Consider the following 16,542-nt stretch of genomic DNA (forward strand, 5'->3'; position numbering starts at 1 on the left):
CCTGTGGGGTGGGGTCTTCCCTGGGGGGGGGGGGTTTTCTTTTTTCGTGGGGTGGGGTGGTGGTTGGCGGGGTTTGGGGGGGGGGGGGGGGGCGCGGGGGGGCCCCCCCCCACCACTGTTTTCACGGCTCTTCTCAGCGCAGGCGCCAGGCGTGGTCGACCGGCCCGATCCCGGCACCCAGGGCGAAGCCCGCGGCGATCGCACCGGTGACGTACTCCTTGGCCGAGGCCACCGCCTCCGGCATCGACTCGCCCTTGGCCAGGCCGGCCGCGATCGAGCTGGCCAGGGTGCAGCCGGTGCCGTGGGTGTGCCGGTTGTCGTAGCGCGGGGCCCGGAACCAGTACTCCTCCCCCGGGCCGCCGTACAGCAGGTCGGCGGCCTCGCCCGGCAGGTGGCCGCCCTTGACCAGCACCCAGCGGGGGCCGAGGTCGAGCAGCGCCCTGGCGGCGTCGGCCATCTGCGCCTCCTCCTCGACGGCGCGGCCGGTGAGCTGCGTCACCTCGTGGAGGTTGGGGGTGGCCAGGGTGGCGACCGGCATCAGCTTCTCGCGGACGGTGGCGACGGCTTCGGCGGCCAGCAGCGCGTCCCCGTGCTTGGAGACGCCGACCGGGTCGACCACGACCGGGGCGTCCAGGCCGGCCAGCAGCGCTGCGACGGTCTCGACCAGCTCGACCGAGGCCAGCATGCCGGTCTTCACGGCCTGCACCCCGATGTCGTCCACCACACTGCGGAACTGCGCCCGGACGGCTTCGGCGGGCAGTTCCCAGTAGCCCTGGACGCCGAGCGAGTTCTGCGCGGTGACGGCGGTGATCACGCTCATGCCGTGGACGCCGAGGGCGAGCATCGCCTTGAGGTCGGCCTGGATGCCGGCGCCGCCGCCGGAGTCGGAGCCGGCGACGGTGAGCACGCGGGGAGGTGCGGTGGAGGACATGCCTCCAAACCTACCGGCGCGGTTTCACAGCACGGCTTCGGACTCCGCCCAGCGGTCCTCCGGCACCGTCTTCAGCCGGGTCACCGCCTCGCCGATCGGCACCAGCTCGATCCCGGTCCGGCGCAGCGCGGTGAAGTGCCCGAACGCGCCCCGGTGGACGGCCTCCACCGCGTGCCAGCCGAAGCGGGTGGCGAGCACCCGGTCCCGGGCGGTCGGGGTGCCGCCGCGCTGGGTGTGGCCGAGGATGACCGGGCGGGCCTCCTTGCCGAGCAGGTTCTCCAGCTCGTTGGCGAGCCGGTTGCCGACCCCGCCGAAGGTCCGGCGCCCGTACTGGTCGACCTCGCCGTGGTCGAAGCGCATGGTGCCGGGCATCGGGGTGGCTCCCTCGGCGACGGCGATGATGGCGAACTTCTTGCCGCGCGCGAAGCGGTCCTCGACCATCCGGGCCACCGCCTCGATGTCGAAGGGCTTCTCCGGGATCAGGATGCCGTGCGCGCCGCCGGCCATGCCCGCGGTGAGGGTGATCCAGCCGGTGTGACGGCCCATCAACTCGACGACCATGACGCGCTGGTGGGATTCCGCGGTGGTCTTCAGCCGGTCGATCGCCTCGGTCGCGACGTGCACCGCGGTGTCGAAGCCGAAGGTGACGTCGGTGGCGTCGATGTCGTTGTCGATGGTCTTCGGCACCCCGACCACCGGGAGTCCGGCGTCGCTGAACAGCTTGGCCGCGGTCAGCGTCCCCTCGCCGCCGATCGCGATCAGCGCGTCGATGCCGATGTCCCGGGCCAGGACCTTCGCGTTCTCCACCGCCCATTCGATCCGGTCGCGCCGCACCCGGGCCGAGCCCAGGATGGTGCCGCCGAGGGTGAGCAGGCCGGTGACGTCGTCGTGCGAGACCGTCCGGGTGCGGCCCTCGATCAGGCCGAGGAAGCCGTCCTCGATGCCGACGATCTCGTCGCCGTGGACGTCCGTGCCCCGGTGCACCACCGAGCGGATCACCGCGTTGAGGCCGGGGCAGTCGCCGCCGCTGGTCAGTACACCGATGCGCATGTCAGGGGTGCTCCCGCTCGCAGGGGTTCGGACCGCCCGTGCCGGACCGGCGGGCGGGCTCGGATCCGGCAAGCCTACGCACAACGCGCCCGCGAAAGGCCGTCCGCCGCACCTGCGGGGCGCCGCCCGTCGGCACCGGGCCCGGGGCGCCCGGCAGCGGGCGGCGGGCGGACGGCGGACGGACGGCCGGCGGTCACTCGGCGAAGTGGTCCCAGCCGCCGACCCGGTCCCAGGGGGCGCCGTCCACCGTCACCCGGCCGCTGCGGCTGCCCGTCGGGCGGCCGGTCACCTCGCCCACCACCCGCCAGCGGGCCGGGAGTTGGATCCCGCGCGGGAAGGTCGCCACGATCGCGTGGTCCTCGCCGCCGGAGAGCACCCAGACCAGCGGGTCGACGCCGACCGCCTGGCCGATGTCCGCCATCTGCGCCGGGACGTCGAAGTCGGCGGCCTTCAGATCGATGTCCACCTCGCTGGCCCGGGCCACGTGGCCGAGGTCGGCGACCAGCCCGTCGCTCACGTCGATCATCGAGGTCGCGCCCAACTCGGCCCCCGCCGGGCCCGCGTGGTACGGCGGCTCGGGCCGGCGGTGCGCCTCGACGAAGGCGCGCGGGGAGCGGAAGCCGCGCTGCAGGACGGTCAGCCCGGCGGCCGACCAGCCGAGCCAGCCGGTCACCGCGACCACGTCGCCGACCTGCGCACCGGAGCGTGTCACCGGCGCGCGCCCCTGGAGGTCGCCGAGCGCCGTGATGGCCAGCGTGACGGTGTCACCGCGCACCACGTCTCCGCCGACCACCGTCGCGCCCGCCACCTGGCACTCGTCGCGCAGCCCGTCCATCAGCTCGGTGGCCCAGGTGGTCGGCAGGTCGGCGGGGGCGACCAGGCCGAGCAGTATCGCGGTCGGCACCGCGCCCATCGCGGCCACGTCGGCGAGGTTCTGGGCGGCGGCCTTGCGGCCGACGTCGTAGGCGGTGGACCAGTCCCGGCGGAAGTGCCGGTGCTCGATCAGGACGTCCGTGGTCGCCACCACCCGGCCGTCCGGCGCCCGCACCACCGCGGCGTCGTCACCCGGGCCGAGGTCGACCGCATCGGTGAGCGGTACCCGGGCGGTCAGCTCCCTGATGAGTCCGAACTCGCCGAGCTCGCCCACGGTCCCCTGCATCTGCCGTCCTCTCGCCTTTCATTCCGGATGGCGCTGCCATCCGTTCCGGTCCCCGTCGCGCTCCCCCGCGCGCAGCGTACGCCCTTCGGGGGTGCCGAAGTCTCCCCTGCCCGGCCCGCAGCGCGGTAGCGTGGTGATCGGACTGCCGTTGAGCCCGTTCCACCCCGACATCCCACCGGGCGACCACGGCGGCGATTCCCGCAACCGGCCGCCGGGAGGCCCCCGTGGTACAGGCATACATCCTGATCCAGACCGAGGTGGGGAAGGCCACCGCCGTGGCCCGACTGATCTCCGAGATCCCCGGCGTGCTCACCGCCGAGGACGTCACCGGCCCCTACGACGTGATCGTCAAGGCCGAGGCCGGGACGGTCGACGAACTGGGCCGGCTGGTGGTGGCCCAGGTCCAGAAGGTCGACGGCATCACCCGCACCCTCACCTGTCCCGTGGTCCACCTGTAAGCCCCGGCTACCATCGGCGGGTGGCCAGAGAATCCCGCGTCCCCAAGGCGTTGACCGCCCTGCCGGCACCGATCCGCTGGCTGGCCGTGCCCGTGGCGCTGACCTGCACGGTCGTCGTGCTGGTCGGCTCCTGGGGCCCCGGCGACCGGAAGATCGTGGTCCCCGAGCCGAGCGGCAAGGCGGCCGACTACTGCCGGGCGCTGGCCGCCGCGCTGCCCCGGGAACTGCTCGGGCACGCCCGCAAGGACCCGGAGCCCGCCTCCCCGTACGTGGCCGTCTGGGACAGCTCGCCCCGCACGGTGCTGCGCTGCGGCATCGACCGGCCGGAGGAGCTGGACGGGCCGCACGCCAAGGACCTGTCGCCGACCGTCGACGACGTCACCTGGTGGTCGCAGCGGCTCGACGGCGGCGGCTACCGCTTCGTGGCGACCATGCGCGCCGCCTACGTCGAGGTGTACGTCCCGGCCGGGGCCGCGCAGAACCCCTTCGACCCGGCCGCCGCGCTCACCCCGCAGGTCAAGGCCAGCATCCCCGGCTGATCCGGCGGCCCGACGGCCCGACGGACGACGGCCCGACCGGGAGGGACGCCACGGGCCCGGCGCACGGAGGGTGGGCCGGGAGCTCCCGGCCCACCCTTCCGCCGTACGGTCCGCTAGCGCAGTCCGGTCGAGCGCCGCAGCGCCGTCCGCAGCAGCCGGTCGATCAGCTCCGGGTACGGGACCCCGCTGGCCTCCCACATCTTCGGGAAGGCCGAGATCGGGGTGAAGCCGGGCATGGTGTTGACCTCGTTGACCATCCAGGTGCCGTCCTCCAGCAGGAAGAAGTCCACCCGGGCCAGGCCCTCGCAGCCGAGCGCCTCGAAGGCCGCCACGGCCTTGCGCCGGATCTCGGCGGTCTCCTCGGCGGTGAGCTTCGCCGGGATCTGCACGTCCGAGGAGTCGATGTACTTGGCCTCGAAGTCGTAGAAGTCGAAGCCTTCGCCGACCAGGATCTCGCCGGCCACGCTGGCCCGCGGGCCGTCCTCGAACTCCAGCACGCCGCACTCGATCTCGCGGCCGGACACGCCCGCCTCGATGATCAGCTTGGGGTCGTGCCGACGGGCCTCCTCGATCGCCGCGTCGAGCTCGGCCAGGTCCTTGACCTTGGTGATGCCGATGCTGGAACCGGCCCGGCAGGGCTTCACGAACAGCGGCAGGCCCAGCTCCGCGGCGCGCTCGCGCACCGCCGCGCGGCCCGCCTCGGTCTCCCATTCGCGCGGCCGCACGACCGTGTAGGAGCCGACGTCCAGGCCGTGCGAGGCCAGGAGCCGCTTGGTGAACTCCTTGTCCATGCCGGCCGCGCTGGCCAGCACGCCGTTGCCGACGTACGGGACGCCGGAGAGCTCCAGCAGGCCCTGGAGGGTGCCGTCCTCACCCCAGGGGCCGTGCAGCAGCGGGAACACCACGTCGACCTCGCCGAGGTCCTTGGGGGCGCTTCCCGGTTCGCTCAGGAGCACCTCCCGGCTGCCCGGGGCGACCGGCAGCGCGACCTGCGCGTCGAGGGACTCGGCGACGTGCGCCACGTCGGGCAGCCTGCCGTCGGTGATGGCCATCCGGGCCGGCTCGTCGCTGGTCAGCGCCCAGCGGCCCTCGTGCGTGATGCCGATCGGCAGCACGTCGTACTGGTCGCGGTCGATCGCCCTGAGCACGCTGCCCGCGGTGGAGACCGAGATCGCGTGCTCGGAGCTGCGCCCGCCGAAGACCAGTGCGACGCGCGGCTTCGGGGCGGACGGGTTCGGGGAGGACTGTTCGATGCTCATATCGGGTTTGAGACTACCGTGCGACGTGTTTCCGGGGCGTCAACCGCCCCGGCGACCACGCCTCCCGGAGTGTCAGCGCCGCCGCTCCGGCTTCGCCGAGCGCGACATCAGCGTCTGCAGCGCCTCCTGGGTCGGCCGTCCGTTGTGCACGACGTCCACCACCGCCTCGACGATCGGCATGTCGACGCCGTTGCGCCGGGCGAGGTCCAGCACCGACTCGCAGGACTTGACGCCCTCCGCGGTCTGCCGGGTGGCCGCGATGGTCTCGGCGAGCGACATCCCCCGGCCCAGGTTCATGCCGAAGGTGTTGTTGCGGGACAGCGGCGAGGAGCAGGTGGCGACCAGGTCGCCCATCCCGGCGAGCCCGGCGAAGGTGTGCGGGTCGGCGCCCAGCACCTCGCCGAGCCGGGTGGTCTCGGCCAGCCCGCGGGTGATCAGCGTCGCCTTGGTGTTGTCGCCGAGCCCCATGCCGGCCGCCATGCCGACCGCCAGGCCGATCACGTTCTTGACCGCGCCGCCGAGTTCGCAGCCCACCACGTCGGTGTTGGTGTACGGCCGGAAGTACGGCGTGTGGCAGGCCGCCTGGAGCCGCTTGGCGACCGCCTCGTCGGTGCAGGCGACGACACTGGCGGCGGGCTGCCGGTTGGCGATCTCCTTGGCCAGGTTGGGCCCGCTGACCACCGCGACGCGGTCCGGGCCGACCTTGGTGACCTCGTCGATCACCTCGCTCATCCGCTTGGCGCTGCCGAGCTCGATGCCCTTCATCAGGCTCACCAGCACGGTCTGCGGCTCGATCAGCGGCGTCCAGGCGGCCAGGTTGTCGCGGAGCGTCTGCGAGGGCACCACCAGGACCGCGAAGTCGGCGCCGGCCAGCGCCTCGGCGGCGTCGGTGGTGGCCCGCACGGTGTCGGGCAGCCGCACGCCCGGCAGGTAGTCCGGGTTCTCGTGCGTGGAGTTGACGGCGTCCACCAGCTCCTGGCGGCGGGCCCACAGCACGACCTCGCAGCCGGCGTCGGCGAGCACCATCGCGAACGCGGTGCCCCAGGAACCGGTCCCCATCACTGCGCAGCGGGTCACTTGCCGGCCTCCTCGGTGCCCTTGCCCGGCTCGCCCTTGGCGCGCCGGCGCTCGGCCAGTGCGGTGGCGGCCCGCTCCCGGGCCGCCTTGCGCATGTCGTAGCGCTCGGCCGGCGGCCGCTCGCCCCGGACCTCGGCCAGTACGGCGGTGATCGCCGTCATGATGTCCTCGGTCGCGTCGGAGAGCACCTGGGCGGTGAGCTCCTGGCCCTGGTACTTGCTCAGGTCCACCGGCGGCCCGGCCGCGACGGTGACCTTGTGGCGCGGGAAGAGGTTGAACCTGCCCTTGCCGAGGCCGGAACGGCCGTACGGGGGGATGATCTCGTGCGCGCCCCAGTGCGCGACCGGGATGACCGGCGCCCCGGTCATCAGCGCGACCCGGGCCACGCCGCTCTTGCCGGTCATCGGCCACAGGTCCGGGTCCCGGGTGAGCGTTCCCTCCGGGTAGAACTGCACGCACTGGCCGCCGTTGACGGCGTCGATGGCGGCCCGGAACGCCTGCGCGGCGTCGGTCGACTCACGGAACACCGGAATCTGGCCGGTCTTGCGGAGCATGAATCCGATGAAGGGAATCGAGAACAGCGAGGACTTGCCGAGAATGCGCGGCGGACGTCCGCTGTTGTACTGCCAGTGCGCGTAGATCACCGGGTCGATGATCGAATTGTGGTTCACCGCGGCAATGAAGCCGCCTTCCTTCGGAATGTGCTCCCAGCCGCGCCAGTCGGGCTTCACCAGGGCGGTCGTCACCGGTTTCACCAGCACGGCCGCGAAGCGGTACCAGATGCCGTAGTCGGCGTTGCCGAACTTGGCGTACGAGCGGCGGGCCACCCCAGCTCCTTCTCATCCGATGCGGCACCTGGAGTGCCGCGGTCATAACCTCCCGGGGCCGCGCACCGATGCGAGCGGTGCCCGGGCCACGGGCGCGGAACAGTGTCGCCCGCCCGCTCACCGACTGTCGAGCGACCGCGCCAACCCGCCGGGCGGGCGTGATCAAACGCACGTCCGCACAGCTCGGACGGCCTGGCGAGGGCTCCGGGGCCGACGACACAATGACGCCGATGACCCAGGACACCGTACGCCCCAGCGGGCCCGTCGCGCCCGCCGCACCCACCGCCGGCTGGTCGCTGGTGCTCCCGCTCAAGCCGCTCGCCCTGGCGAAGAGCAGACTCGCCCCGTACGCCGGGCCGCACCGGGCCGACCTGGCACTCTCCTTCGCGCTGGACACCGTCGGCGCCGCGCTCGCCACCCCGGGCGTCGCCCGCGTCCTGGTGGTCACCCGGGACGCCGAGGCCGGCGCCAGGCTGGCCGCGCTCGGCGCGCTGGTGGTCGCCGACGAGCCCGGCGGCGGCCTCAACCGGGCGCTGGCGCACGGCGCGGCGACCGCCCGGGCACTCGCCCCGCTGGCCCCGCTGGCCGCGCTCTCGGCGGACCTGCCGGCCCTGCGCCCGGCCGAACTGGCCCGGGTGCTGGGCGCGGTGCCGGCCGGGAGCCGGGCCTTCCTGCCCGACTCCCCCGGCCTGGGCACCACCCTGCTCGCCTGCACCCCCGGACGCCCGCTCTCCCCCGCGTTCGGGGACGGCTCCCGGGCCCGGCACGCGGCCGGCGGCGCGCTCGAACTCGTCCTCGCGGACGTGGAGTCGGTGCGGCGGGACGTCGACACCGGCAGCGATCTCGGCGAGGCCGCGGCGCTCGGCCTCGGCCCGCACACCGGCGCGCTGTTCGCCCGGCTGAGCCTGTCCTGACCGCGGCCCGCCTCCGGTTCCCGCCCCGGGTGGCGGCCCCGGCAGCCGCCCGGGTGGCGGCCCCGGGGGTCCGGCGGCCCGCTCGCTATGCTGCTGGCATGCAGGCCACCTCGTTCACCTTCGACCCCGCCACCCGGGCCGGCTCCGTGCTGCTCGACGACGGGACCCCGGTGCCGTTCGACGCGGCGGCCTTCGACGCCGGCGGCCTGCGGCTGCTGCGGCCCGGCCAGCGGGTGCGGATCCGTACCGAGGGCACCGGCGGGGACCGCCGGGTCGTCTTCGTGACCCTGCAGACCTTCCCCGACCCCGCCGAGGGCTGACGGCCCCGCCGGGGCCCCTCGGCCCGGGCCCCTCCCCGCTCCTCCCGTCCCGGCCCCGCCGCACGCCGTCGAATCCTGACTAAGCGCCCGGAAATCGAAAGAGCCGCGGCGCCCGGTCTCCGTGATGCACGGGAGGGGTGTGCCGCGGCTCTCCGCCGAAGGCCGTCCGAGGACGGTCGCGCGGGACCTTACTTGGCAGAGGTCTTGCGCGCGGTGGTCTTGCGGGTGGCGGTCTTCTTCGCCGGGGCCGTCTTCTTGGCCGTGGCGGTCGCCTTCTTGGTCGCGGTCGCCGTGGTCTTCTTGGCGGCGGCGGTGGTGGTCGCCTTCTTGGCGGCGGCGGCCGTCTTCTTGGTCGCGGTCGCCGTGGTCTTCTTGGCGGCGGCCGTGGTCTTCGCGGCCGTGGTCTTCGCCGCGGTCGTCTTCGCGACGGTGGTCTTCGCGGCGGCCTTCTTGGCGGTGGCCGCCTTCTTCGCCGTGGTGGCCGTGGTCTTCTTGGCGGCGGCCGTGGTGGTCGCCTTCTTGGCGGCGGCCTTCTTGGCGGCCGGAGCCGCGGCGGCGGCGGCGGTGGCACGCTTGGTGGCGGCACGCTTGGCGGCCGGGGTGGCGGCCACGCCGGTCTTGCCCGGGGTGAGCGAGCCCTTGGGGGCCTTCTTCACCGAGGGGCCTTCCTTCGGCAGCTTCTTGCTGCCGCTGACCAGGTCCTTGAAGCCCTGGCCCGGGCGGAAGCGCGGCACCGAGGTCTTCTTGACCTTGACCCGCTCGCCGGTCTGCGGGTTGCGGGCGAAGCGCGCGGAGCGCTCCACCTTCTCGAAGGTGCCGAACCCGGTGACCGAGACCCGGTCGCCGGCCACGACGGCACGGACCATGGTGTCGAGCACTGCGTCGACGGCCTCTGCGGCAGCCTTGCGACCGCCCAGCTGCTCGGCCACCGCTTCGACAAGCTGAGCCTTGTTCACGTCTTCCCCTTCGGAAACGGGCGCCGGATGATTCCATCCGTTCTTTTCGCACGTTAGGTATGTATCTGCGGACTTTCAATTACCAAACGCGCGAATCACCCTAGTGTCGCAATGGATTTGCGCGTCGGCGACCTCAGCCGAGCGGCGGGCGCCCCTCGTCGAGGTCATGTACAAAGCGACTCAACCGCCTTGCCGCCTCCGGAAGATCGCGCTTGGCGGTCTCGGTGACGATGAGGAGTTGACGGGTGAGAGCGGTCTTTGCATCGGCAGACACGTTCAGCGCATGCACGCGGGCGTGAGCTTGCTTCAACCGCTCGGCCACAAGCGCGTAGAGCGCTGCGACTTCCTGGTCGTCCGGCCCCTCAGCTGGCGCGGAGGTGACGTCCGGCCGATCGTCAATTCGGCGTTCGGATGGCCGGCCCATGGAGTCCTCAGCCGCAGGTTCGCCGCCCGCGTACGGAGGTTCATGGTGCCGGTGCATGTACTGATTGTGCCATCTACCCGCAGTTGTACTTGCGCGGGCCCCTCTTCCGCAAAGCCAAATGGGCAATCCGGGGCGGGCCCCGGCGCTAACTCGTGCTCCGGAACGACGGATGGCCCGGCCCCCCCGAGGGGAGCGCGGGCCATCCGGTGGATCGTCAGAATGCTTGTTCTGAGGGGAACTCAGGCGACCGGCAGAGTACGGGGCTTGAACGCCGGACGGGTCGCCTCGAAGGCCGCGATGTCGGCCTCGTTCTGCAGGGTGATGCTGATGTCGTCCAGCCCGTTGAGCAGCCGCCACCGGACGTTGTCGTCCAGTTCGAAGGGCGCGGTGATGCCTTCGGCACGGACTTCGCGGGCCTCCAGGTCAACGGTGATCTCGGCCGAAGGGTCACTCTCGGTGAGCGCCCAGAGCCGTTCCACGGTCTCCTGCGGCAGCACGACGGTCAGCAGTCCGTTCTTCAGCGAGTTGCCGCGGAAGATGTCGGCGAAGCGCGAGGAGACGACCGCGTGGAAGCCGTAGTTCTGCAGCGCCCAGACGGCGTGCTCGCGGGAGGAGCCGGTGCCGAACTCGGGGCCGGCCACCAGGACCGTGGCGCCCTGGCGCTCGGGGCGGTTGAGGACGAACGACTCGTCCTTGCGCCAGGCCTCGAACAGCCCGCCCTCGAAGCCGGACCGGGTGACCTTCTTCAGCCAGTGGGCCGGGATGATCTGGTCGGTGTCCACGTTGCTGCGGCGCAGCGGGACGGCGCGGCCGGTGTGGGTGGTGAACTTGTCCATGGCTCAGGCCTCCACGGGGGTCAGGTCGGCGGTGGTCAGGTCGGCGGGGGCGGCGAGCCGGCCCAGGACGGCGGTCGCGGCGGCGACCTGCGGGGAGACCAGGTGGGTGCGGCCGCCCTTGCCCTGCCGGCCTTCGAAGTTGCGGTTCGAGGTGGAGGCGCAGCGCTCCCCGGGGGCGAGCTGGTCGGGGTTCATGCCCAGGCACATCGAGCAGCCGGCGTGGCGCCATTCGGCGCCGGCGGCGGTGAACACCTTGTCCAGGCCCTCCTCGACGGCCTGGAGGGCGACCCGGACGGAGCCGGGGACCACCAGCATGCGGACCCGGTCGGCGACCTTGCGGCCGTCCAGGACGGCGGCGGCGGCGCGCAGGTCCTCGATGCGGCCGTTGGTGCAGGAGCCGACGAAGACGGCGTCGACCTCGACCTCGCGCAGCGGGGTGCCGGCTTCGAGGCCCATGTAGGCGAGGGCGTTCTCGGCGGCGGTGCGCTCCTGCGGGTCGGCGAAGTCCGCCGGGTCGGGGACGGCGGAGCCGAGCGGGGCGCCCTGGCCGGGGTTGGTGCCCCAGGTGACGAACGGGGTCAGCTCGCTCGCGTCGATGACGACCTCGTGGTCGAAGGCCGCGTCCGCGTCGGTGGCCAGGGTCCGCCAGTAGGCGACGGCGGCGTCCCAGTCCTCGCCCTGCGGGGCGTGCGGGCGGCCCTTGAGGTAGGCGAAGGTGGTGTCGTCGGGGGCGATCATGCCGGCCCGGGCGCCCGCTTCGATCGACATGTTGCAGACGGTCATCCGGGCTTCCATGGACAGGCTGCGGATCGCCGATCCGCGGTACTCCAGGACGTAGCCCTGGCCGCCGCCGGTGCCGATCCTGGCGATCACGGCCAGGATCAGGTCCTTGGCGGTGACGCCCTCGGGCAGTTCGCCCTCGACGGTGACCGCCATGGTGCGGAACGGGGCCAGCGGCAGGGTCTGGGTGGCCAGCACGTGCTCGACCTGGCTGGTGCCGATGCCGAACGCCAGCGCGCCGAAGGCGCCGTGGGTGGAGGTGTGGGAGTCGCCGCAGACCACCGTCGTGCCGGGCTGGGTCAGACCGAGCTGCGGGCCCACGACGTGCACGACGCCCTGCTCGACGTCGCCGAGCGAGTGGATCCGGACGCCGAACTCGGCGGCGTTGCGGCGCAGGGTCTCCAACTGGACCCGGGACACCGGGTCCGCGATCGGCTTGTCGATGTCCAGGGTCGGCGTGTTGTGGTCCTCGGTGGCGATCGTCAGGTCCGTCCGCCGCACCGGCCGCCCCGCCAGGCGCAGCCCGTCGAACGCCTGCGGGCTGGTGACCTCGTGGAGCAGGTGCAGGTCGATGTAGAGGAGGTCCGGCTCACCCTCCGCACGCCGCACGACGTGGTCGTCCCAGACCTTCTCAGCGAGTGTCCGTCCCATCGGAATCCCTCCAGCCGGCCGCGTTGCCGGCCTTCTCGTGTCGTCGAGGTCGAATGCGTGCGCCACCCGTCGAGGGCGTGTTCGCGCGACCTGCACGCCGGATCGCTGTCCACGATGCGGACACTCGGAAGTGGCCACATCCTGGATGTCTCCCGGGCTGCTGCATCCAGAGTGGCGCTTTTCCCGGAAGATTGAACTTGCGTCTCGCGGACTGAGACTGCAGTCTTAGCGCATGGACAACACTAGCGGCGTCGGCGTTCTCGACAAGGCCGCTCTGGTGCTGAGCGCACTGGAGTCGGGCCCCGCCACGTTGGCGGGGCTGGTCGCCGCCACCGGTCTGGCGCGCCCCACGGCCCACCGACTCGCCGTCGCACTCGAACACCACCGCCTGGTCACCCGGGACATGCAGGGGCGTTTCATCCTCGGCCCCCGCCTGTCCGAACTCTCCGCCGCGGCGGGCGAGGACCGGCTGCTCGCCACCGCGGGCCCGGTCCTGACCCACCTGCGCGACGTCACCGGCGAGAGCGCACAGCTCTACCGCCGCCAGGGCGAGATGCGGATCTGCGTCGCCGCCGCCGAGCGGCTCTCCGGCCTGCGGGACACCGTCCCGGTCGGCAGCACCCTGCCGATGAAGGCCGGCTCGGCCGCCCAGGTCCTGCTGGCCTGGGAGGAGCCCGAGCGGCTCCACCGCGGCCTCCAGGGCGCCCGCTTCACCGCCACCGCGCTCAGCGGCGTCCGGCGGCGCGGCTGGGCCCAGTCGATCGGCGAGCGCGAGCCGGGCGTCGCGTCCGTCTCCGCGCCCGTGCGCGGCCCCTCCAACCGCGTGGTGGCCGCCGTCTCCGTCTCCGGCCCGATCGAGCGCCTGACCCGCCACCCGGGCCGGCTGCACGCCCAGGCCATCATCGAAGCCGCGAACCGGCTCACCGAGGCGCTGCGCCGCAGCTGACCCGGCGGCGGCCCCCACCCCCGCCCACCGTCTTCCCCATCGACCCCCACCGACCCCCCACCGACAGCCGAAAGGGCCCCGCTCCGAAATCGAGCGGGGCCCTTCGGCGATTTCCCGGTGAAAAGCAAAAAGACCCCGGTGACCGGGGTCTTCCACTACTGGCTGGGGTACCAGGACTCGAACCTAGACTAAATGAACCAGAATCACTCGTGCTGCCAATTACACCATACCCCAACACAAAGCAAGGGCCGATGGGGTGACCCACCGGCTTCCTGCTCTGAAGTACCCCCGACCGGATTCGAACCGGCGCTACTGCCGTGAGAGGGCAGCGTGCTAGGCCGCTACACAACGGGGGCTTCCTGGCGATCCCTTGCGGGATCCGTACCCCCGACCGGATTCGAACCGGCGCTACTGCCGTGAGAGGGCAGCGTGCTAGGCCGCTACACAACGGGGGCTTTCCAGGTGATCCCTTGCGGGATCCGTACCCCCGACCGGATTCGAACCGGCGCTACTGCCGTGAGAGGGCAGCGTGCTAGGCCGCTACACAACGGGGGCTTGATCTTCATTTGTTCTGCGGTACTGCTGTTACTGCGGTACTGCGCTGGGGTACCAGGACTCGAACCTAGACTAAATGAACCAGAATCACTCGTGCTGCCAATTACACCATACCCCACCAGAGTTGAACCCTCGTCGGGCTCTTCTCAAGCGTTGCGCCTCTCGCTCGGTCCCGGCCGGGGGGCTTTCGCTCCCTCGTCCGTTCCCTCCCGGGCGGCGCAGAAAGAACATTACCCGACGTCTGCCCTGGCTCCAAAATCGATAACCCCAGGCAGCGGCCAGGCGGCCGGCGGATGGCCTCCGGGTACGCCGCGGGCCCGGCTGCGTGCCGGGCCCGCGGTGTGCTCGGGAGCCGCTCAGGCGGCCGGCAGGGCGTCCAGGGCGGCGCGCAGGCGGCGCAGCGTCTCGGGGCGGCCCAGCAGTTCCATGGACTCGAACAGCGGCGGCGAGACCCGGCGGCCGGTGACGGCCACCCGCAGCGGCGTGAAGGCGAACTTGGGCTTGATGCCCAGCCCCTCCACCAGCGCCTCGCGCAGCGCGGCCTGGATCGGCTCCGGGGTGAAGTCCGCGAGCTCCTCCAGCGCCTTGACGCTGGCCTCCAGCACCGGGCGGGCGTCCGCGGTCAGCGCCTTGGCGGCGTCGTCCGGGTCGACGGCGAACTTCTCCGGCGCGACGAACAGGAAGCCGGCCATGTTCACGATCTCGCTCAGCACCACCATCCGCTCCTGGGTGAGCGGCGCGATCCTGGCGAGCACGTCCAGCTGCTCGGCGGTCGGCTCGGCCGGCAGCAGCTCGGCGGACTGCAGGAACGGCACCAGGCGCCGGGCGAAGTCCTCCGGGGCCAGCTTGCGGACGTGCTCGGCGTTGATCGCCTCGCACTTCTTCAGGTCGAAGCGGGCCGGGTTGGCGTTCACCTTGGCGATGTCGAACGCGGCGACCATCTCGTCGATGTCGAACAGGTCGCGGTCGTCGGCCAGCGACCAGCCCAGCAGGGACAGGTAGTTGAGCAGGCCCTCGGGGATGAAGCCGCGCTCCCGGTACAGGTTGAGCGAGGCCTGCGGGTCGCGCTTGGAGAGCTTCTTGTTGCCCTCGCCCATCACGTACGGCAGGTGGCCGAAGCGCGGGGTGGTGCCCTCGCCGACGCCGATCTCGGCGAGCGCGGCGTACAGCGCGACCTGCCGCGGGGTGGAGGACAGCAGGTCCTCGCCGCGCAGCACGTGGGTGATGCCCATCAGGGCGTCGTCCACCGGGTTGACCAGGGTGTACAGCGGGGCGCCGTTGGCCCGGACGATGCCGTAGTCCGGCACGTTCTCCGGCTCGAAGGTAAGCGTGCCGCGCACCAGGTCGTCGAAGGAGATCGTCTTGTCGGGCATCCGGAAGCGCAGGATCGGCTCGCGCTTCTCCAGCTTGTAGACGGCCACCTGCTCGTCCGTCAGCTCGCGGCAGTGGCCGTCGTAGCCGGAGGGCTTGCCGGCCGCGCGGGCGGCCTCGCGGCGGGCGTCCAGCTCCTCGGTGGAGCAGTAGCAGTGGTAGGCGTGGCCGGCCTCGTGCAGGCGGCGGGCGACGTCGGCGTAGATGTCCATCCGCTGCGACTGGCGGTACGGCTCGTGCGGGCCGCCGACCTCCGGGCCCTCGTCCCAGTCGAAGCCGAGCCAGCGCATGGCGTCGAGCAGCTGGTCGTACGACTCCTCGGAGTCGCGGGCGGAGTCGGTGTCCTCGATCCGGAAGACCAGCGTGCCGCCGTTGTGGCGGGCGTAGGCCCAGTTGAAGAGGGCGGTCCGGACCAGGCCCACGTGGGGGTTGCCGGTCGGGGACGGACAGAAGCGAACCCGGACGGCCGGGTCAGTGTTAGCCACGCTTGATCACCTTGTTGGTGAGAGTGCCGATGCCTTCGATGGAGACGGCGACCTCGTCGCCGACGTTGAGGGGGCCCACCCCTGCGGGCGTGCCGGTGAGGATGACGTCGCCGGGCAGCAGCGTCATGGCCTCGGAGATGTGGACGATCAGCTCGGCGACCGAGCGGATCATCAGGGAGGTGCGACCGGTCTGCCGGAGCTCGCCGTTGACCGTGCAGGTGACGGCGAGGTCGGCCGGGTCGAGGTCGGTCTCGATCCACGGGCCCAGCGGGCAGGCGGTGTCGAAGCCCTTGGCGCGGGCCCACTGGCCCTCGCGCTGCTGGATGTCCCGGGCGGTGACGTCGTTGGCGCAGGTGTAGCCGAGGACCACCTCGGGCACCCGCTCCAGCGGCACCTCGCGGCACATCCGGCCGATCACCACGGCGAGTTCGGCCTCGTGGTGGACGTCCGAGGAGAACGGCGGGTAGGCGATGCTCTCGGTCGGGCCGATCACCGAGGTGGAGGGCTTGAAGAAGGTCAGCGGGACGTCCGGGACCTGGTTGCCCAGCTCCTCGGCGTGCGCCGCGTAGTTGCGGCCGACCGCCACGATCTTGTTCGGGAGCATCGGGCTGAGCAGCCGGACGTCCTGGAAGCGGTAGCTCTCACCGGTGGGCTGGGGCTGGCCGAACGGGTGGCCGGCCAGCGCGTGGACGACCAGCGAGTCGGGCTGGGAGGGGTCGCCCTCCACCACGCCGAAGGAGACGCTGCCGGCGGCAGGGCTTCCTTCCCGGACGGAAAACCTGGCAATGCGCACGGCTGGGATACCCCTCGCTTCGTCGGCCGCCCGGGGCGCGCCCGGGCGCTGGTGGGCGCCCCGCCCACGGTGGGCGCGGCCCCGTCAATCGGGCTCCAGGCTATCGCGTGGGGCCCCCGCTGACCGCTTTGCCCCTGTTCAGTGCGGTTGGGGCGCGATCCGGCGGCCGGCCGGCGGCGCGGCCGCGGGCGGGGCCGGCCCGGGCGACGGC

17 protein-coding genes and 5 tRNA genes are annotated in these 16,542 nt (G+C 72.5%); 5 read left to right on the forward strand and 17 right to left on the reverse strand.

Annotated elements, in window-relative coordinates; genetic code table 11:
- Window positions 1-133: 133 nt before the first annotated feature.
- The 3 genes from thiD to ACFQ6N_RS38630 all read right to left on the reverse strand — a co-directional run bounded on the left by thiD (window position 134) and on the right by ACFQ6N_RS38630 (window position 3,140).
- Window positions 134-931 carry a bifunctional hydroxymethylpyrimidine kinase/phosphomethylpyrimidine kinase gene (gene thiD / locus ACFQ6N_RS38620; protein WP_380658817.1) on the reverse strand — a complete coding sequence of 266 codons (798 nt, stop codon included), beginning with the start codon at window positions 929-931 and terminating at the stop codon, window positions 134-136.
- 24 nt (window positions 932-955) lie between these two features.
- Window positions 956-1,981, reverse strand: coding sequence for an ATP-dependent 6-phosphofructokinase (locus ACFQ6N_RS38625; protein WP_380658818.1), 1,026 nt, complete (start codon window positions 1,979-1,981; stop codon window positions 956-958).
- A gap of 193 nt (window positions 1,982-2,174) precedes the next feature.
- Window positions 2,175-3,140, reverse strand: a complete 966-nt coding sequence (locus ACFQ6N_RS38630; protein WP_380658819.1) for a thiamine-phosphate kinase — start codon at window positions 3,138-3,140, stop codon at window positions 2,175-2,177.
- Between the two features lie 224 nt (window positions 3,141-3,364).
- Here ACFQ6N_RS38630 and ACFQ6N_RS38635 point away from each other — a divergent pair, with 224 nt between their 5' ends.
- Window positions 3,365-3,598, forward strand: coding sequence for an Lrp/AsnC family transcriptional regulator (locus ACFQ6N_RS38635; protein WP_380658820.1), 234 nt, complete (start codon window positions 3,365-3,367; stop codon window positions 3,596-3,598).
- Window positions 3,599-3,618: 20 nt separating this feature from the next.
- Entirely contained in the window at window positions 3,619-4,137 is a 519-nt protein-coding gene (locus ACFQ6N_RS38640) for a DUF3515 family protein (RefSeq protein ID WP_380658821.1), read from the forward strand.
- Window positions 4,138-4,250: 113 nt separating this feature from the next.
- Here the strand turns inward: ACFQ6N_RS38640 and ACFQ6N_RS38645 are convergent, their stop codons facing one another.
- The 3 genes from ACFQ6N_RS38645 to ACFQ6N_RS38655 form a co-directional block, all read right to left on the reverse strand.
- On the reverse strand, window positions 4,251-5,396 hold the full coding sequence (locus ACFQ6N_RS38645; protein ID WP_380658822.1) for a D-alanine--D-alanine ligase family protein: 1,146 nt from the start codon (window positions 5,394-5,396) through the stop codon (window positions 4,251-4,253).
- A gap of 72 nt (window positions 5,397-5,468) precedes the next feature.
- Window positions 5,469-6,473, reverse strand: a complete 1,005-nt coding sequence (locus ACFQ6N_RS38650) for an NAD(P)H-dependent glycerol-3-phosphate dehydrogenase (RefSeq protein ID WP_380658823.1) — start codon at window positions 6,471-6,473, stop codon at window positions 5,469-5,471.
- Window positions 6,470-7,300 carry a lysophospholipid acyltransferase family protein gene (locus ACFQ6N_RS38655; protein WP_380658824.1) on the reverse strand — a complete coding sequence of 277 codons (831 nt, stop codon included), beginning with the start codon at window positions 7,298-7,300 and terminating at the stop codon, window positions 6,470-6,472. The genes ACFQ6N_RS38650 and ACFQ6N_RS38655 overlap by 4 nt, the downstream gene beginning before the upstream one ends.
- 230 nt (window positions 7,301-7,530) lie before the next feature.
- Between ACFQ6N_RS38655 and cofC the strand changes: the two genes are divergently transcribed.
- Together cofC and ACFQ6N_RS38665 are read left to right on the forward strand one after the other, a co-directional pair.
- The gene (gene cofC / locus ACFQ6N_RS38660) at window positions 7,531-8,214 is read left to right on the forward strand and encodes a 2-phospho-L-lactate guanylyltransferase (protein WP_380658825.1); all 684 of its coding nucleotides are present in this window, start codon (window positions 7,531-7,533) and stop codon (window positions 8,212-8,214) included.
- 98 nt (window positions 8,215-8,312) lie between these two features.
- Window positions 8,313-8,534, forward strand: coding sequence for a hypothetical protein (locus ACFQ6N_RS38665; protein ID WP_380658826.1), 222 nt, complete (start codon window positions 8,313-8,315; stop codon window positions 8,532-8,534).
- A gap of 188 nt (window positions 8,535-8,722) precedes the next feature.
- On the opposite strand, the gene ACFQ6N_RS38670 is transcribed toward ACFQ6N_RS38665, so the two are convergent.
- The 4 genes from ACFQ6N_RS38670 to leuC all read right to left on the reverse strand — a co-directional run bounded on the left by ACFQ6N_RS38670 (window position 8,723) and on the right by leuC (window position 12,181).
- The gene (locus ACFQ6N_RS38670) at window positions 8,723-9,490 is read right to left on the reverse strand and encodes an HU family DNA-binding protein (RefSeq protein ID WP_380658827.1); all 768 of its coding nucleotides are present in this window, start codon (window positions 9,488-9,490) and stop codon (window positions 8,723-8,725) included.
- A 133-nt stretch (window positions 9,491-9,623) separates the two neighbouring features.
- Window positions 9,624-9,971 (reverse strand): hypothetical protein, encoded by a 348-nt coding sequence (locus ACFQ6N_RS38675; RefSeq protein WP_380658828.1) that lies wholly within the window; start codon window positions 9,969-9,971, stop codon window positions 9,624-9,626.
- Window positions 9,972-10,153: 182 nt separating this feature from the next.
- Window positions 10,154-10,750 (reverse strand): 3-isopropylmalate dehydratase small subunit, encoded by a 597-nt coding sequence (gene leuD, locus ACFQ6N_RS38680; protein WP_380658829.1) that lies wholly within the window; start codon window positions 10,748-10,750, stop codon window positions 10,154-10,156.
- A 3-nt stretch (window positions 10,751-10,753) separates the two neighbouring features.
- On the reverse strand, window positions 10,754-12,181 hold the full coding sequence (gene leuC, locus ACFQ6N_RS38685; RefSeq protein WP_380658830.1) for a 3-isopropylmalate dehydratase large subunit: 1,428 nt from the start codon (window positions 12,179-12,181) through the stop codon (window positions 10,754-10,756).
- A gap of 232 nt (window positions 12,182-12,413) precedes the next feature.
- On the opposite strand from leuC, the gene ACFQ6N_RS38690 reads away from it, so the two are divergent.
- Window positions 12,414-13,127, forward strand: a complete 714-nt coding sequence (locus ACFQ6N_RS38690) for an IclR family transcriptional regulator (RefSeq protein WP_030246527.1) — start codon at window positions 12,414-12,416, stop codon at window positions 13,125-13,127.
- 159 nt (window positions 13,128-13,286) lie between these two features.
- Here ACFQ6N_RS38690 and ACFQ6N_RS38695 read toward each other — a convergent pair.
- The 7 genes from ACFQ6N_RS38695 to ACFQ6N_RS38725 form a co-directional block, all read right to left on the reverse strand.
- A tRNA-Gln gene (locus ACFQ6N_RS38695) sits at window positions 13,287-13,361 on the reverse strand.
- 49 nt (window positions 13,362-13,410) lie between these two features.
- Window positions 13,411-13,483, reverse strand: a tRNA-Glu gene (locus tag ACFQ6N_RS38700).
- A gap of 26 nt (window positions 13,484-13,509) precedes the next feature.
- A tRNA-Glu gene (locus tag ACFQ6N_RS38705) sits at window positions 13,510-13,582 on the reverse strand.
- Between the two features lie 27 nt (window positions 13,583-13,609).
- Window positions 13,610-13,682 (reverse strand) — tRNA-Glu (locus ACFQ6N_RS38710).
- Between the two features lie 46 nt (window positions 13,683-13,728).
- A tRNA-Gln gene (locus ACFQ6N_RS38715) sits at window positions 13,729-13,800 on the reverse strand.
- Window positions 13,801-14,038: 238 nt separating this feature from the next.
- A complete protein-coding gene (gltX, locus tag ACFQ6N_RS38720; RefSeq protein WP_380658831.1) occupies window positions 14,039-15,538 on the reverse strand; it encodes a glutamate--tRNA ligase in 1,500 nt (499 codons plus the stop codon).
- Window positions 15,531-16,331, reverse strand: coding sequence for a fumarylacetoacetate hydrolase family protein (locus ACFQ6N_RS38725; protein ID WP_380658832.1), 801 nt, complete (start codon window positions 16,329-16,331; stop codon window positions 15,531-15,533). The genes gltX and ACFQ6N_RS38725 overlap by 8 nt, the downstream gene beginning before the upstream one ends.
- Between the last annotated feature and the right edge of the window lie 211 nt (window positions 16,332-16,542).

This window comes from Kitasatospora sp. NPDC056446, from assembly GCF_042796115.1.
Lineage (GTDB): Bacteria > Actinomycetota > Actinomycetes > Streptomycetales > Streptomycetaceae > Kitasatospora.

What these genes read in the sequence shown, in the direction of transcription:
- thiD (WP_380658817.1), bottom strand. Translation starts at nt 931, where the DNA reads ATGTCCTCCACCGCACCTCCCCGCGTGCTCACCGTCGCCGGCTCCGAC.
- ACFQ6N_RS38625 (WP_380658818.1), bottom strand. Translation starts at nt 1,981, where the DNA reads ATGCGCATCGGTGTACTGACCAGCGGCGGCGACTGCCCCGGCCTCAAC.
- ACFQ6N_RS38630 (WP_380658819.1), bottom strand. Translation starts at nt 3,140, where the DNA reads ATGCAGGGGACCGTGGGCGAGCTCGGCGAGTTCGGACTCATCAGGGAG.
- ACFQ6N_RS38645 (WP_380658822.1), bottom strand. Translation starts at nt 5,396, where the DNA reads ATGAGCATCGAACAGTCCTCCCCGAACCCGTCCGCCCCGAAGCCGCGC.
- cofC (WP_380658825.1), top strand. Translation starts at nt 7,531, where the DNA reads ATGACCCAGGACACCGTACGCCCCAGCGGGCCCGTCGCGCCCGCCGCA.
- ACFQ6N_RS38665 (WP_380658826.1), top strand. Translation starts at nt 8,313, where the DNA reads ATGCAGGCCACCTCGTTCACCTTCGACCCCGCCACCCGGGCCGGCTCC.
- ACFQ6N_RS38675 (WP_380658828.1), bottom strand. Translation starts at nt 9,971, where the DNA reads ATGCACCGGCACCATGAACCTCCGTACGCGGGCGGCGAACCTGCGGCT.
- leuD (WP_380658829.1), bottom strand. Translation starts at nt 10,750, where the DNA reads ATGGACAAGTTCACCACCCACACCGGCCGCGCCGTCCCGCTGCGCCGC.
- leuC (WP_380658830.1), bottom strand. Translation starts at nt 12,181, where the DNA reads ATGGGACGGACACTCGCTGAGAAGGTCTGGGACGACCACGTCGTGCGG.
- ACFQ6N_RS38690 (WP_030246527.1), top strand. Translation starts at nt 12,414, where the DNA reads ATGGACAACACTAGCGGCGTCGGCGTTCTCGACAAGGCCGCTCTGGTG.